This is a genomic window from Planococcus salinus (assembly GCF_003719725.1).
In the GTDB taxonomy this organism is placed as follows: Bacteria; Bacillota; Bacilli; order Bacillales_A; family Planococcaceae; genus Planococcus; species Planococcus salinus.
Window position 1 is genome coordinate 1 of sequence record NZ_RIAX01000021.1, and the last position, 14,686, is coordinate 14,686.

Annotated in this window: 16 protein-coding genes; 10 read left to right on the forward strand and 6 right to left on the reverse strand. The window is 46.3% G+C overall.

What is annotated here, in order from left to right; genetic code table 11:
• Nucleotides 1–1,395 (reverse strand): alanine/glycine:cation symporter family protein (locus EEX84_RS15815; protein ID WP_148039030.1); only part of this gene is annotated, 1,395 nt, incomplete at its 3' end.
• Nucleotides 1,396–1,582: 187 nt separating this feature from the next.
• On the opposite strand from EEX84_RS15815, the gene EEX84_RS15820 reads away from it, so the two are divergent.
• Complete coding sequence (locus EEX84_RS15820) at nt 1,583–2,062, forward strand: YtxH domain-containing protein (protein ID WP_123166623.1); 480 nt, start codon at nt 1,583–1,585, stop codon at nt 2,060–2,062.
• A 115-nt stretch (nt 2,063–2,177) separates the two neighbouring features.
• Nucleotides 2,178–3,008, forward strand: a complete 831-nt coding sequence (locus tag EEX84_RS15825) for a YihY/virulence factor BrkB family protein (RefSeq protein WP_123166624.1) — start codon at nt 2,178–2,180, stop codon at nt 3,006–3,008.
• Nucleotides 3,009–3,078: 70 nt separating this feature from the next.
• Here the strand turns inward: EEX84_RS15825 and EEX84_RS15830 are convergent, their stop codons facing one another.
• Nucleotides 3,079–3,273, reverse strand: a complete 195-nt coding sequence (locus tag EEX84_RS15830) for an SE1561 family protein (protein ID WP_123166625.1) — start codon at nt 3,271–3,273, stop codon at nt 3,079–3,081.
• 347 nt (nt 3,274–3,620) lie between these two features.
• Nucleotides 3,621–4,001 (reverse strand): OsmC family protein, encoded by a 381-nt coding sequence (locus EEX84_RS15835; protein WP_123166626.1) that lies wholly within the window; start codon nt 3,999–4,001, stop codon nt 3,621–3,623.
• 80 nt (nt 4,002–4,081) lie between these two features.
• Between EEX84_RS15835 and EEX84_RS15840 the strand changes: the two genes are divergently transcribed.
• Complete coding sequence (locus tag EEX84_RS15840) at nt 4,082–5,269, forward strand: MFS transporter (protein ID WP_123166627.1); 1,188 nt, start codon at nt 4,082–4,084, stop codon at nt 5,267–5,269.
• Nucleotides 5,270–5,308: 39 nt separating this feature from the next.
• Here the strand turns inward: EEX84_RS15840 and rlmD are convergent, their stop codons facing one another.
• Both rlmD and EEX84_RS15850 read right to left on the reverse strand, forming a co-directional pair.
• Nucleotides 5,309–6,673, reverse strand: a complete 1,365-nt coding sequence (gene rlmD, locus EEX84_RS15845) for a 23S rRNA (uracil(1939)-C(5))-methyltransferase RlmD (RefSeq protein ID WP_123166628.1) — start codon at nt 6,671–6,673, stop codon at nt 5,309–5,311.
• Nucleotides 6,674–6,713: 40 nt separating this feature from the next.
• A complete protein-coding gene (locus tag EEX84_RS15850; RefSeq protein WP_123166629.1) occupies nt 6,714–7,619 on the reverse strand; it encodes a TIGR01777 family oxidoreductase in 906 nt (301 codons plus the stop codon).
• Between the two features lie 102 nt (nt 7,620–7,721).
• Between EEX84_RS15850 and recX the strand changes: the two genes are divergently transcribed.
• The 3 genes from recX to EEX84_RS15865 are packed head-to-tail and all read left to right on the forward strand — an operon-like array spanning nt 7,722 to nt 9,118.
• On the forward strand, nt 7,722–8,528 hold the full coding sequence (recX, locus tag EEX84_RS15855; protein ID WP_123166630.1) for a recombination regulator RecX: 807 nt from the start codon (nt 7,722–7,724) through the stop codon (nt 8,526–8,528).
• Entirely contained in the window at nt 8,521–8,853 is a 333-nt protein-coding gene (locus EEX84_RS15860; protein ID WP_123166631.1) for a YfhH family protein, read from the forward strand. Before recX ends, EEX84_RS15860 begins: the two co-directional genes overlap by 8 nt.
• Before the next feature lie 4 nt (nt 8,854–8,857).
• Entirely contained in the window at nt 8,858–9,118 is a 261-nt protein-coding gene (locus EEX84_RS15865; protein ID WP_123166632.1) for a YfhJ family protein, read from the forward strand.
• Between the two features lie 125 nt (nt 9,119–9,243).
• On the opposite strand, the gene EEX84_RS15870 is transcribed toward EEX84_RS15865, so the two are convergent.
• Nucleotides 9,244–10,227, reverse strand: a complete 984-nt coding sequence (locus tag EEX84_RS15870) for a metal-dependent hydrolase (protein WP_123166633.1) — start codon at nt 10,225–10,227, stop codon at nt 9,244–9,246.
• Nucleotides 10,228–10,373: 146 nt separating this feature from the next.
• Here EEX84_RS15870 and mutY point away from each other — a divergent pair, with 146 nt between their 5' ends.
• The 4 genes from mutY (at nt 10,374) to EEX84_RS15890 (ending at nt 14,626) form a co-directional block, all read left to right on the forward strand.
• Nucleotides 10,374–11,423: an A/G-specific adenine glycosylase gene (mutY, locus tag EEX84_RS15875; RefSeq protein WP_123166634.1), complete on the forward strand. Its 1,050-nt coding sequence runs from the start codon at nt 10,374–10,376 to the stop codon at nt 11,421–11,423.
• Nucleotides 11,424–11,425: 2 nt separating this feature from the next.
• On the forward strand, nt 11,426–12,172 hold the full coding sequence (gene fabL / locus EEX84_RS15880; protein WP_123166635.1) for an enoyl-[acyl-carrier-protein] reductase FabL: 747 nt from the start codon (nt 11,426–11,428) through the stop codon (nt 12,170–12,172).
• A gap of 103 nt (nt 12,173–12,275) precedes the next feature.
• Entirely contained in the window at nt 12,276–12,821 is a 546-nt protein-coding gene (ntdP, locus tag EEX84_RS15885) for a nucleoside tri-diphosphate phosphatase (protein WP_123166636.1), read from the forward strand.
• Nucleotides 12,822–12,880: 59 nt separating this feature from the next.
• Nucleotides 12,881–14,626 (forward strand): ABC transporter ATP-binding protein, encoded by a 1,746-nt coding sequence (locus tag EEX84_RS15890; protein ID WP_123166637.1) that lies wholly within the window; start codon nt 12,881–12,883, stop codon nt 14,624–14,626.
• Nucleotides 14,627–14,686 lie beyond the last annotated feature (60 nt).

Below are 14,686 nucleotides of genomic sequence, written 5' to 3' on the forward strand. Positions count from 1 at the left end.
GCGTAAATAAAACTCTAACTTTAAGGGGTCACTACCATTGCCAAGACGTTCCGCTTCTTTTTCTTCTTTGATTTTCGCAACGATCTTTTTCGTTTCATAAACGATGACTCCCGACAATCCGAGCAAACCGATCAAGTTCGGAATGGCCATCAAGCCGTTCATGACATCAGAGAAAGACCACACAACATCGAGAGAAACGGTTGCTCCGACAAACACGACCCCAACAAAAACGACGCGGTAAACAATTAACAGGGCAGGGTTCTTAAATAGATATTGGAAACATTTTTCTCCATAGTAGGACCAGCCGATAATAGTGGAGGAGGCAAAGAAAATCAGTCCGATCGATACGATATATGGACCGACCCCTCCAAGAAACTCACCGAAGGCAGCGCTCGTCAACGGTGCGCCTTCCAGGCCACTGTCTGTATAAAGACCGGACATGACGATTGTAATCCCGGTAATCGAACAGATGATCAGTGTATCGAACAACACTTGTGTCATGGAAACAAGTGCCTGGCGTCCAGGCAAATCCGTTTTGGCCGCCGCGGCAGCAATCGGGGCAGAGCCCAGACCCGCTTCGTTTGAGAATACACCGCGCGCTACGCCAAAACGGATAGCAGCACCGACAGCACCGCCGGCCGCAGCTTCTCCAGTAAAAGCGGCGCTGAAAATCGTACCGAGCGCAGCCGGAATCAAGTCGAAGTTGAGGACCATAACGATCAACCCAGCAATAATATAGAAAAGAGCCATAATTGGAACAAAAAATGCAGTTACTTTACCGATTGTTTTAATGCCGCCGATAATGACTGCTCCGGCAAAAACCATTAAGATAAGACCGGTGATCCACGGAGCCACATCAAATGTGTCTTCTACAATGGAAGCGACCGAATTGGATTGAGTACCGTTTCCGATACCGAAAGCAGCAACCGCTCCAAAAATAGCGAACAATACAGCAAGCCATTTCTGTTTTAGGCCATGTTCCAAATAATACATCGGTCCACCGGCCATCAAGCCCCGGGAATCGACGATGCGGTATTTGACCGCTAATACGGCTTCCCCGTACTTGGTCGCCATTCCGAAGAAGGCAGAAAGCCACATCCAGAAAACGGCTCCCGGGCCGCCCAGGACGACCGCAGTCGCCACGCCGACAATGTTACCGGTTCCGACAGTGGCGGCCATCGCGGTTGACAATGCCTGGAAATGGCTGATATCGCCTTTTGAGTCTTTGTCTTTGTTTTTGGTGAATACCAGCTTCAACGCGTAAGGCAATAAACGCAGTTGCAGGACACCAAGACGGATCGTCAGGTAAAGGCCGGTTCCTACAATCAATACCAGAAGCGGAATTCCCCACACATAACCGCTGACTACCCCTAAAAATTCTTCAATTCTTTCCATTGGAATCCCCCTTAATATGTATGGTGCAACGTGACTTTTTTCACCTCCTGTAGATTTAATATTCCGAAAGTTGAAGCGGAGAGTCAAGCGTTTTTTAAAATAATATACCGAAAGTGTTTAAATTGTAGCTGATCAGGGAAAAAATCCAAAGAGATGGTAGAATCTTAAAAATTGGGAGGAATTCAGAATGAGCCAAAACAAATTGATGACAGGATTATTAGTGGGAGCAGCGATGGGTGTACTCGTTTCATTGCTGGACCGCAACACACGCAACGACGTTATGCAGAAATCGAAAAAAGTATCGAGCAATGTACAGCATTATGCTACAAATAGAGACGAACTGATGTCGACTGTTCAGCAGCAGGCAAACAAGATGCAGAATCTCTATTCCCGTATTTCAGAAGACGCCTCTTACGTCGGCAACAAAGTCAACGAGCTGAAAGAGATGGCTCCTGAAGTGAAAGAAATGGCGATGGACACGAAAGAGGCATTTATGGATACGAAAGATGCCGTTGTTGATACGAAAGAAGATGTAATGGAAGCAGTGAAAGAAGAAGATCCATCACCATCCTCTTCTTTGACGGACGACGAAAATTCTTCGTCTTCGAATAATTCCAATTCGGGGTCACAGCCCGGTTCACAATCAAGTTCGGGCAACCGTTCTTAATCGAATAGCAGGTGTGAAGAAACCTTCAGCGAAAACCAATGGAACCAACTTTGGCAGAAGCAGAAAGCAGGGGAATTTGGCCGTCTCCCATGACGTAACAACGGGGGGCGGATTCATGAAGGAATTACTCCAAAGGATTATAGACGTCGACGTTCCAGGACTTGGAGCACAGTTGGCGTTCTTTTTCCTTCTGTCAATTTTTCCATTGTTGATCTTTCTGATTACTTTGCTGCCTTATTTGAATTTATCGGAAGACCAGATTTTCAACTTCATGAATGAAGTTGTTCCTGAAGAAGTCTATACATTGATCGAAACCACCTTGAACGAAGTATTGACTACACAAAACACAGGGTTGTTATCGTTTGGTATTCTCGCCACTATCTGGTCAGCCAGTCTCGGCATGAATGCCTTGATCAAGTCTTTGAACTTATCCTACGGAGTTGAAGAAGACCGGCCTATTTTCATCGCCAGAGGCATGTCGATCGTTATGACTGTCTTAATGATTCTCATCTTGATCATCGCACTGGCTTTGCCGATTTTTGGTGAACAGCTTGGAATTCTGATCTTTTCGTTCATGGGGTTGGAGGATGACTTTTTAAGGGTTTGGAATGCTCTCAGATTTACAATACCGCCGCTCATCATCTTTATCGTATGTGCGGTCATTTATTGGGCGGTCCCGAATATTAAATTGAGTTTTTGGAGTGTGTTGGCAGGAGCCGCATTTGCAGCTGTCGGATGGCTGGCGCTGTCATTCGGTTTCTCTGTCTATATCAATAACTTTGCCAATTACTCCGCTACTTACGGAAGCATTGGCGGGATTATCGTCATGATGCTGTGGTTGTATCTTTCAGCCATGCTGCTGATGATTGGCGGACAGATCAATGCTGTCATGCAAAGAAGGCGGGAAATCAATAACCGGGTCAAAGAAATAACCGGAGAAATGTGAACTGCGACAGTTCATGTTTCTCCGGTTTTCATGTTCCGCTCATTCTATTCAAAACGGTTGGTGATGGAGGTTACTTTTCATCGCTCGGACGTGAGTTGAACTGCTGCATTTTGTCTTCCAGTTCATCAACCATGGCGATCAAGCGATCGATGTCTTCCAGTTCCGTGCTTTCCGGCTCGATTGCATCCAGCACTTCCAGAAAAATGTTCAATCGCTGCTTCATGTATTGTACTTGCTGTTCTTTATCAGTAATGGATTTGCCCATTGATACACCTCATTTCGCCTTTTATCGTAGCGGAAAGACCAAAAAAGTTCAACCAGCCTGTAGGTAAAAAGAATTGTTTGTGTATTTTATGTATTTTGAATGTTTACACAATTACATTTTCATGTTAAACTATTGTTAATTTAATAGAGAGGGGAGGCTGAAGTGAATCGTCGAAACCAACCGTATCAGTCATTTGATTGTTGACAAGAAGGAGGGGATTCGAACATTTCACCGGCAGCTTAGCCGAGAATGATATTATGAGAAAAGAATTCAATAATTTTAAAAGTTAAAGGCTCAGCCGTTATCTGCGTTTATAGATACGGACTGAGCCTTTTGTATGCATCAATTTAAATGAGTTCATAAGTTTCGATTACTTCTATAGAGCCTTCCACGGACCGGACCATGGAACAATTCTTTTTCGTCAATTCCATGACACGCGGCATTTTTGATTCGTCAATATTGCCTTTTAAGGTAAAATGCAGATGTACTTTAGCCACGCGGTTGGCTTCTTCTTCGATGCGAACCACTTCCTTCACCTCAATTTGGATGTCATCAGCTGGCATCCGCATCTTATCCATCACTTTGCGCATGACACCACCGCTGCATACGGCCAGCGAAGAGATGAGCAATTGGAATGGACGGAAGCCGTGGCCTTCCTGTCCCGAGATTGTTAGTTCCCCGAAAGGCAGATCTCCTGTAAACCCATTTTCTGTCATTGAAAAATTCATGCTTATCCTCCTCCTTATGATAAAATTGTATCTGAATTCCTGTGAAATGGAAATGAACGTGCTCGACCAAGGAGGATACAATGAAATATTTTTTGAAAAGTGAACGGGGACGGTTTTGGATACTTGTTTCAATTGTCTCCATTTCCGGATTCTCCCAGGGTATGTTGCTGCCATTGATTGCTGTTATCTTTGAACAGGATGGTGTTTCGTCAACTTTGAATGGCTTAAGTGCCACTGGATTGTACATAGGCATCTTAGTAGTTGCGCCTTTTATGGAACCGCAATTGAGGCGCTTTGGCTACAAACCCCTTATTCTGGCAGGGGGCGGTCTTGTGATTGTCTCGTTGCTGCTGTTCCCTTTGTGGAAAAGCGTGTTGTTCTGGTTTATTCTCCGGATAGCGATCGGGATTGGAGACCAGGCCCTGCATTTCTCCACGCAGACTTGGATCACCAGTACATCGGCTCCACACCGGATCGGCCGCAATATTGCAATTTACGGTATGTCTTTCAGCATCGGTTTCGGAGCCGGCCCGCTGTTCGTTCCGCTGGTCAATGTTTTCGAAGCTTTACCTTTCATTGTCTCGGGGATTATGTGTCTGCTGGCCTGGGCACTGGTCTTTTTATTGCGCAACGATTTTCCGGATACTTCTGCCGGGTCCATTTCAACAAAAGGGACAGCCGGCCGGTTTAAAGCTGCTATTGCCATAGCCTGGGTAGCATTTCTGCCACCGCTCGGCTATGGCTTTCTGGAAGCTTCTCTGAATGCCATTTACCCGGTTTATGCCCTCCGGCAATCAATCGAAGTGGGAATGGTTTCTGTCATACTGGCGGCTTTTTCTGCGGGAGCCATTGCCACGCAATTGCCACTTGGTTCATTGAGTGACCGGATCGGTCGGAAGAATGTTTTGCTGATTGCGATTTTGGGAGGCGCTGTGTTATTCGGTACGGCCAGTTTTTTCGAATCCAACGCCTGGCTGACGGTCGCTTTTTTCACAGTGGCTGGAATGTTTGTTGGATCGACATTCTCTCTTGGCATCTCCTATATGACCGATTTGATGCCGAAGTCTTTGTTGCCGACCGGGAACCTGCTGTGCGGCATCGCCTTCAGTATCGGCAGTTTGGCCGGCCCGTTCTTAGGAGGGCTCTTTGTTGAATTTTCAGGAGGCATCAGCTTCCTGCTGCTGATTGCGGCCATGCTGCTGGTAATTTTCTTCATCATCCTGGTGCGCGGCAATAAAAAAAGCGAAGCAACTGTAGAAATGAGCTGAACAATAGAAAAGACATGGAGTCGGACTCCATGTCTTTTCTTATTTCAACACCAGTTTGGTCACTGATTCGACTTGTGCAGTCTGCGGGAACATATCCACGGGTTGAATGTACTCGATACGATAGATTTTCGTCAGTTGCTGCAAGTCTTTCGCCAACGTGGAAGGATTGCAGGAAGTGTAGATAAAACGTTTCGGTTTGACTTTTAAAATGGTTTTCAAAAGCGAGTCTGCTAAGCCGGTTCGAGGCGGGTCGACTGTCAGCACATCCGGCACATAGCCGTTTTTCCGCCACTTCTCAAGCCATTGCTCCGCGCTGCCTGTAACGTATTTGGCTTTGTAACCATGTTTTTTCGCATTGGCATTGGCATCTTTGATACTTTCTTCAATCAAGTCCATGCCGCGCACCTCTTTGGCCTGATCAGCCAGCCAAAGACCGATCGTTCCTACTCCGCAATAAGCATCGACAATCGATTCTTTTCCGGTCAATTCCGCTGCGCGTTTGATTTCATTGTATAAATTCACTGTCTGTTTTGGATTAAGCTGGAAGAAAGCGCGCGCTGATAGATCGAATGACAGTTCACCGAGCTTTTCATGGATAGTATCTTTGCCGAATAATGTTTTCGTCTCTTCACCGAAAATCAAGGACGTCTTTGACTTGTTGATATTCTGGACGATGGAGACGATGTTCGGATCCAGTTTTTTCAGTTTATCGATCAGCAGGGCTTTTTTGGAAATTTCTTCACGTGTCGTGATAAGGACCAATTGAATTTCTCCAGTGGTAACTCCTGTTCTGACGACGATGGTTCTGACGACACCTTTCATCGACTTTCCATCATAGATGGGAATTTTCAAGTCTTCCAGCACCCGTTTGACGGCGTTGGTAATTTCGGTTGTAGCCGGGTGTTGAACAATGCATTGTTCGATATCCAGCAGCTGCTGGGACCCTTCGGCAAACAGTCCAGCCATGACTTTCGATCCCTTAGGCCGCGTCTGAAACTGGCTTTTGTTGCGGTAATGCCACGGATCATCCATGCCGATGGTCTGTTCAACTTTCACGGTTGTTCCTTTTAAGTATCGTTCCAGCGCCTGAACGACCAGGTCCCGCTTTTCCACAAGTTGCTGGTTGTATGTCATGTGCTGCAATTGGCAGCCTCCGCAGGCGTCGTAGATGGGGCAGGGAGGCGTCTGGCGATGAGCCGACGGTTTGCGCAGTTTCAATATTCGTGCTTCAGCGAAGTTCCGTTTGACATTCGTCACTTGCGCGGTAATTTCTTCTCCGGGCAATGCGCCTTGCACAAACACCACATTGCGCTTGAAAAAGCCGACACCTTCACCGTTGATGCCAAGCCGTTTGATCGTCAGCGGAAATTTCTGTCCTTCAGTGATGATTGGTTTTTCGGTCATTTCCTCACGTCCTTCAAGTAATCATCCGTCCATTATAACCTCATTTGTAGAGATCAGCCAGTGCCGATTGAAGGTCAGGAAACATAAAGCGGAACCCGTGCCGTTCCAATACGGCAGGCACGACCCGCTGGCCTTCCAGCACCAATTGGCTTTTTGCGCCAAGTGCAAGCTTCAAGGCAAGCGGAGGAACAGGAATCCAGTACGGGCGCTGAAGAGCCTTGGCAATTTCTTTGCCGAAGTCCCTCATCTGCTTTGGGTCAGGAGCAGTGATGTTGAATGGTCCTTTCAGTTCTTCGTGATCCAGGGCGAACATGATGGCTCTGGCCACGTCATGTACATGAACCCATGACACCCATTGGTTTCCTGAGCCAACGGGACCGCCTGCAAATAATTTATAAGGGAGTGTCATCAAGGGGAGCGCCCCTTCATTTTTTCCCAGAATAATGCCGAACCGGCCGTACGCCACGCGAAGACCGAAAGCCGCCGCTTCTTCCGCCAGACTCTCCCAGTCATGCACGGTCTTTGCCAGGAAATTGGTGCCGAAATCCTGGGAATGCTCGGTATGGGTAATTGTTTCAGAAGGAGCGTACACACCAATGGCACTGGCATTGATCAATGTTTTCGGTTTGTGCTCGAGTGCCTGAATGATTCGCAGCACTTCGGCGGTCGAGGTCATCCGGCTTCTGTAAATTTCTTTTTGCTGCTCTTCGTTCCAGCGGCCATCATTAATCGAAGAGCCCGACAGGTTGATGATGGCATCAATCCCTTCAAGCTCTTTTTCCGGAGCGGCCCCTTCGGTCAGCCAAGGAACGTAGGTTACACGTGTTTCTGGGGGTCTTGGACGTCTTGTTAAAATGAACACTTCGGTATCTCTGTTAAGCAAAGCATTGGTTAATTCTTTGCCGACAAAACCTGTGCCACCGGTGATCGCAATTTTCTTTTTCATTTCCATCGCCTCCATTTAGGTCACTTTACCCGTAAACAGGCTCTCCTATGCAATTACCACCGTGAAAGGTGTATAATAAATGAGGAAGAGAGGTGCCGGTAAATGCCGATGATCACAAAAATCACACGCGGAAAAAATAATCCAGAACGTTATAATATTTTTTTCGACGAGAAGTTTGCGTTCAGCGTGGACGAAACGGTGCTTGTCAGGTATCAGTTGACAAAAGGAAAAGAACTGGATCAATGGACCATTGAAGAGATGGTCTTTGAAGATCAGGTCCGGAAAGCATATAATAAGGCTCTCTATTACCTTGGATTTCGGATGAGAAGCGAAGGGGAAGTGCGCAGCAAGCTGAAAGAGAAGGAATTTGGCGATGCAGTTGTGGACGAGGCGATCAAGAAGCTGTATGACCACAAGTTTCTGGATGATCGCGCGTTTTCGGAAGCGTTTATGCGGACGCAGATGAACTCCGGGAAAAAGGGTCCGCGCGCAATCCAGCAGGATATGCAAAAAAAGGGTATTGATAAACAGATCCAGGAAGAGGTTCTGGATTCCTATTCAGAAGAACAGCAGTTGGAAATCGCCCAGGGGCTGGCAGCAAAAATCGTTCAAAAAGAAAAGATGAAAACACCCACCCAGATCAAACAGAAAATTGCTGATTCGCTGATGAGAAAAGGTTATTCCTATCCGCTGATCAATCAAGCCATTGAAAACCTGGACTTCGAAAAAGACGAAGACCAGTGGTCAGACATTGTCACTGCACAAGGCGACAAATTATGGAGAAAACACAGCAGCAAGCTGACAGGGTCAGATTTGAAATCAAAAGTAAAGCAAGGGTTATACCAAAAAGGGTTTCCTTCGGAAGTAATCAGTGAATACATGGAGAAAAAGGAGTTAGAAAATGACTGAAGAAAAGCGTTACAGTGATATGGATGAACAGGAGTTGCGTACGGAAATTGCGCGACTGAAAGAACAGGCAAGGAAAGCGGAACAGTTGGGCATCGTCAATGAGTTTGCGGTACTGGAAAGAAAAGCGATTATGGCAGCAGCTTATCTGCTGGATCCCAATGACTTTAAAAAAGGCGAAGTTTATCGCATTGAAGGAGACCCGAACGTCTATTTTCAAATTGATTACTTAAAAGGAAGGTTTGCATGGGGGTATCGGCTTGGTGGAGACAAGTACACGGAAGCGTTGCCGATTTCCATGCTGCGTCCTTTAAAAGAAGGGAAGTAGGCCAATGAATGAAGTGATCGAACAGTTAGTAACCGAATTACAGGACAAAAACCCGAACCTGACAGAAGAAAAAGCGCGTACATGGATTGAGCTGTTGGTATCCGATTTTGAAGCTTCTTATGCAAAAGCGGGATATGATTACCAGGGGACGGCTGTAGTCGAAAAAGTCATTCGGCAGTGGATTGAAAGTTATGGTGACAACATCCATGAGTTCGCCGGCAGCAATCCGAAATATGCGCATTTACTGAACGATCCACTCAATTAGAAAAAACGCACACGTGGGTGTGCGTTTTTCTTTGTGTGCATAGGTACTTGCGCTTTTCTTTAGTGTCCAGGCTCCGGCGTCCAGGCTGTCGGGGTCATAAGCCTACATGGGCGCCTCCGCTTTTCCTAATTCTCGCTGAAATCCAGTTTCTGCATCAGTTTGTCTTCGCTGAATATCCACCCGGTGTAGGAATTGACGACTTTGCATTGTTCGTCTAAATGTGCGACTGCCACGAATGGGTAATAGTCGTTGCTTCGATACCGCAGGTCAATCAGACGGACTTCGAAAAGCTTGTCGTCGAATTTGTTGATTTCCCAGCGGTAAAGCGGGGAGAAAGAGACGAACGCGGACAGGTTCTTGTCTTTCAGGGCAGCCTGAACCAGGTTGGACTTCGGCAGCGGCTTTTTCAGGAATTTATCGTAAATGTTAATCGACCGGCCATAGGCACGGCCCACGTAATGGTGTCGGTCCGAGTCCGCGACAATACGCCATTGAAAGAATCGCATGGTCGGAGCGACAATCACCATCTCTACATCAGGCAAAGTGACACGGACAGCATGTTTGACTGCCGATTGTACTGAAAAGCGTGCAATGTAATAGAAAACCAGCAGCACATACAGGATGGTCATCGTCACAACAGGGTTGGCGCCAAATGCCCAGATCATCAGGGCGATGACATGGGCCCCGAAAATAATCGGATCAAATGTATTGATGACGCCCAGCGCCACCCATTTATTGGAAAATGGTCTCAATGCCTGCGTGCCGTAGGAATTGAAAATATCTACGAAGACATGCAGGAAAACAGCCAGGAACGTCCATAACCATAAGTGCAGCAGGTTTGCTTCGGGCATTAACAGCCACAATACAAGCGATATAAGAATCGGCCAAGTCAAAACAGCCGGAATTGAATGTGTAGCGCCACGATGGTGGCGGATATAAACCGCGTTATTGCGAAGCTTAAGTACCGTATCAATATCCGGGGCTTGCGAACCGATAATGGTGCCCGCAAAGACAGCAGTCATGGTGACGGAATGGTCGGCAACTACCGGGTCGGCCATCGCAAAGCCGCCAAGCGCGATGCCCATTACAATATGTGTACCTGTATCCATTGGCCAACCCCCTCTTTGGTGAAATTGAATTTTATCGGAAACCGTCATTTTTTGCTGAAATGACACTGTTCGTCAACAAATATATACCCGAAATTAACGTGAAATAATCTATGTGATTGGAGGCAACTGCCATTAAGATTGAGAAATTGCAATTTCAGAAAGATTTAATTGACTGGTTCGCTGCTGAAAAAAGAGATTTGCCGTGGAGGCGGACCGCAGATCCATACCAGATTTGGATATCCGAAATTATGCTGCAGCAAACCCGCGTGGAGACGGTCATTCCTTATTATAAACGCTTTGTAGAAAAATTTCCCACATTGTATGATTTAGCGGAAGCGGACGAAGAAATATTATTGAAGCAGTGGGAAGGGCTTGGCTATTATTCACGTGCACGTAATCTGCAGGCGGGCGTAAAAGAAGTGGCTGAGCAATATGACGGAGTCGTACCGGCCAGCCGCAAGGAGATCTCTTCATTGAAAGGTGTCGGCCCTTATACCGCAGGCGCTGTGCTGAGCATCGCTTACGGCATTCCGGAACATGCTGTCGATGGAAATGTAATGCGTGTGCTATCAAGAATTCTGTTGATCGAGGAAGACATCGCCAAGCCGAAAACACGCAAAATCTTTGAGCAGGCGGTAACCGATATAATCAGTCATGAAGACCCTTCATCGTTCAATCAGGGTCTGATGGAATTGGGAGCTTTAATCTGCACGCCAACTTCCCCGAAATGTCTGCTGTGTCCGGTGCGTGAACATTGTCATGCCTTTCATGAAGGCAGACAGCATGAATTGCCGATCAAAACAAAAGCGAAAAAGACGAAAGCATTGAATTACGTCATGGCTTCTATCCGTGACGGTGACGCAATCCTGATGGAAAAGCGCCCTTCCTTTGGGCTGCTCGCAAATATGTGGCAGTTCCCAATGATCGAATCGCCGCAAGACGCCTTTCCACATGAAATAGAAGAGCGGCTTTCCGAACAGCTGCAGGGAGTAATCAGCAGTGCAGAGAAAATTATTTCTTTCAAACATGTCTTTTCTCATTTAACATGGAATGTGGAAGGATATATGGCGGAAGGCCGAAATTTACAACTGCCGTCCCATATGAAGTGGGTGACACGGGAGGAACTGGATCTATTACCGATCTCTGGCCCAGTTCAAAAAATGAAACAAGCATTACAACAAAGAGGAGAGATTTGACCATGGCGGAACAAAAAGTGGCATTAGTAACGGGCAGCAGCAGAGGGCTTGGAAAAGCAATGGCAATTGCACTGGCTGAACAGGGGTACGACATCGTTGTCAATTATGCACGAAGCAAGACAGCGGCTCTGGAAACAGTAAAGGAAATTGAAGAAAGAGGCCAAAAAGCTTTGCTGGTGCGGGCGAATGTCGGAGATGTCGATAAATTACGCGGCATGTTCCAAACGATCAAAGAAGAATTTGGCCGTTTGGATGTTTTTGTGTCAAATGCGGCGTCCGGAGTGTTGCGTCCGATTATGGAACTGGAAGAATCGCATTGGGATTGGACGATGAACATCAATGCCAAAGCGATGCTTTTCGGTGCGCAGGAAGCAGCCAAATTAATGGACAAAGGCGGAAAAATCGTCGGCATCAGTTCACTTGGTTCCATTCGGTATCTGGAAAACTACACAACCATCGGTGTATCCAAAGCAGCAGTTGAGTCAATTACGCGTTACTTGGCTGTCGAAATGGCGCCATTGGGTATTTCGGTCAATACGGTATCAGGCGGAGCGCTTGATACAGAAGCCCTCAAGCATTTCCCGAACAGAGAAGAACTGCTTGAGGATGCCCGTGTTAATACGCCGGCTGGCCGCATGGTGGAGATTGATGACATGGTCAAAACCGCTCTTTTCCTCATTTCGGACAGCTCTGATATGATACGTGGGCAGACGATTATCGTAGATGGAGGCCGTTCGGTTGTAATGTAATCTGAGACTAAAGCCTTCATATTACTGTATGTTTCCAGTGTACATTGTTATAATGTTAAAACAGAAGTAAATATAGGGCTTAGACGAAAAGGTGGGATGGTACATGGCGATTCCCGCAGAGGGAGAAACAATACAAATCCACAGTTACAAACATAACGGCCGCATCCACCGTGTCTGGCAGGAAACCACTGTATTAAAAGGGACAAACAATATTGTCATTGGCGCAAATGAACGTACCATGGTGACAGAATCTGACGGCAGAACCTGGTTAACACGTGAACCGTCCATCTGTTATTTTCATGCGGAACATTGGTTTAACATCATCTGTATGCTGCGTGACGACGGCGTATATTACTATTGCAACGTCAGTTCCCCTTTTGTCTACAGCAATGGATCATTAAAATACATCGATTATGATTTGGATGTGAAAGTGTTTCCCGATATGTCATACACGCTGCTGGATGAAGATGAATACGAAGACCACAAACGGCAAATGGGTTATCCTGAAGTCATTGACCAAATTCTGCATCGCAATGTAGATAAACTGATTGGTTGGATTAAACAGAGAAGAGGACCTTTTGCCCCTGATTTTATCGAAGTTTGGACGAACCGATATCAATTTCATAGACAATATCGGTCCCGAGATTAAAGTGAAAGCCTGTTGCTTGCCAACAGGTTTTTCCTTTTGAATGGATAGGAGAGAATGTTTTGAGCAGTATGAAGCGCTACATGCAGTTTGTAAAACCTTATTACTGGCAGATTGCGTTGACAATTTTCATCGGCATCTTTAAATTTGCCATCCCTTTGTTTATACCGTTACTGATTAAAATAGTGATTGATGATATTGTCGGAGCGGATGCTTTGTCAGATGCGGAAAAGTTGAGCCAGCTTTACTTGTGGCTCGGTGGAACGGCCATCCTGTTTTTCATTTTCCGGCCGCCGATTGAATATTACCGTCAGTACTATGCACAATTCGTCAGCAATAAAATTTTGTATGATATCCGTCAGAATCTGTACGACCACCTGCAAAAACTGAGTTTGCGGTACTACGCCAACACACGTGCAGGAGAAATCATCTCCCGTGTCATCAATGACGTGGAGCAGACCAAAAATTTCGTCATGATCGGCCTGATGAATCTTTGGCTCGATTTGGCGACCATCTTAATAGCTATCGGCATTATGCTGACAATGGACGTCCCTTTGACTATCGTGACGCTCCTGGCTTTCCCGTTCTATGCATTCAGTGTCAAATACTTCTTTGGCCGTTTGCGGGATTTGACCCGCCAGCGCTCACAGGCTTTGGCAAATGTCCAGAGTTACTTGCATGAACGCGTGCAGGGAATGAGCATCATTAAAAGCTTCGCGCTCGAAAAGCACGAACAAAAGATTTTTGACAAAACGAATGATGGATTCTTGGAAAAAGCAATCGATCACACCAAGTGGAATGCGAAAGCCTTTGCGGTGGTCAATACCATTACTGACATCGCTCCTTTGTTGGTAATTGGGTATGCAGGGTATCAGGTCATCCAGGGAAATCTGACATTGGGCACAATGGTGGCATTTATCGCCTACATCGAACGTCTGTACAACCCACTTCGCCGCTTGGTGAATTCATCGACGACTCTCGTGCAGTCATTGGCATCAATGGATCGTGTTTTCGAATTGATTGATGAGGATTATGATGTGACGAATAAGAAAGGTGCCCGGGATTTGAATGTGGTGGACGGCAAATTGGAGTTCCGTAATGTGTCGTTTCATTACGATGAAAAAGGCGCTGAAGTCTTGTCGAATTTGAATTTTGTCGTGAAGCCTGGGGAAACGGTCGCTCTTGTCGGCATGAGCGGCGGCGGCAAGTCGACAATTATTTCTTTGATTCCACGTTTTTACGATGTGACAGACGGTGGCATTTATATGGATGACCATAATGTCAAAGACGTCTCAGTCCATACGCTGCGTGATCAAATTGGAATTGTGTTGCAGGATTCCATTTTGTTCAGTGAATCTGTGAAATCGAATATCCTGATGGGGAAACCGGGAGCTTCGGATGAGGAAGTAATGGCAGCGGCCAAAGCAGCAAACGCCCATGACTTTATCAAAATGCTTCCGGAAGGCTACGATACAAAAGTAGGGGAACGTGGAGTGAAGTTGTCAGGAGGACAGAAACAACGCGTGGCCATTGCCCGTGTCTTTTTGAAGAATCCACCGATCCTTATTCTGGATGAAGCGACATCAGCGCTTGATTTGGAAAGTGAATCACTGATCCAGGAGTCATTGGAACGATTGGCCCACGACCGGACTACATTAATTGTGGCTCACCGGTTGTCGACCATCACTCACGCTGATCAAATCCTTGTTATTGACCAGGGGGAACTGGCGGAAAAGGGAACCCATGATGAACTTATGAAAAAGCAAGGGACCTATTACAATCTGTTTCAAGTCCAACATTTCAATTGAAGACAACAAAGTCTCCGTAAAACGGAGGCTTTTTTTGTTGAGTATGTGTTTCAGACAGCT

Excerpts from the sequence above, each read along its gene's own strand:
- EEX84_RS15830 (WP_123166625.1), bottom strand. The coding sequence starts at position 3,273 with ATGGGCAAATCCATTACTGATAAAGAACAGCAAGTACAATACATGAAG.
- fabL (WP_123166635.1), top strand. The coding sequence starts at position 11,426 with ATGGCGGAACAAAAAGTGGCATTAGTAACGGGCAGCAGCAGAGGGCTT.
- EEX84_RS15870 (WP_123166633.1), bottom strand. The coding sequence starts at position 10,227 with ATGGATACAGGTACACATATTGTAATGGGCATCGCGCTTGGCGGCTTT.
- rlmD (WP_123166628.1), bottom strand. The coding sequence starts at position 6,673 with ATGACCGAAAAACCAATCATCACTGAAGGACAGAAATTTCCGCTGACG.
- EEX84_RS15865 (WP_123166632.1), top strand. The coding sequence starts at position 8,858 with ATGAATGAAGTGATCGAACAGTTAGTAACCGAATTACAGGACAAAAAC.
- EEX84_RS15860 (WP_123166631.1), top strand. The coding sequence starts at position 8,521 with ATGACTGAAGAAAAGCGTTACAGTGATATGGATGAACAGGAGTTGCGT.
- EEX84_RS15835 (WP_123166626.1), bottom strand. The coding sequence starts at position 4,001 with ATGAATTTTTCAATGACAGAAAATGGGTTTACAGGAGATCTGCCTTTC.
- recX (WP_123166630.1), top strand. The coding sequence starts at position 7,722 with ATGCCGATGATCACAAAAATCACACGCGGAAAAAATAATCCAGAACGT.
- EEX84_RS15850 (WP_123166629.1), bottom strand. The coding sequence starts at position 7,619 with ATGAAAAAGAAAATTGCGATCACCGGTGGCACAGGTTTTGTCGGCAAA.
- EEX84_RS15840 (WP_123166627.1), top strand. The coding sequence starts at position 4,082 with ATGAAATATTTTTTGAAAAGTGAACGGGGACGGTTTTGGATACTTGTT.
- EEX84_RS15820 (WP_123166623.1), top strand. The coding sequence starts at position 1,583 with ATGAGCCAAAACAAATTGATGACAGGATTATTAGTGGGAGCAGCGATG.
- ntdP (WP_123166636.1), top strand. The coding sequence starts at position 12,276 with ATGGCGATTCCCGCAGAGGGAGAAACAATACAAATCCACAGTTACAAA.
- EEX84_RS15825 (WP_123166624.1), top strand. The coding sequence starts at position 2,178 with ATGAAGGAATTACTCCAAAGGATTATAGACGTCGACGTTCCAGGACTT.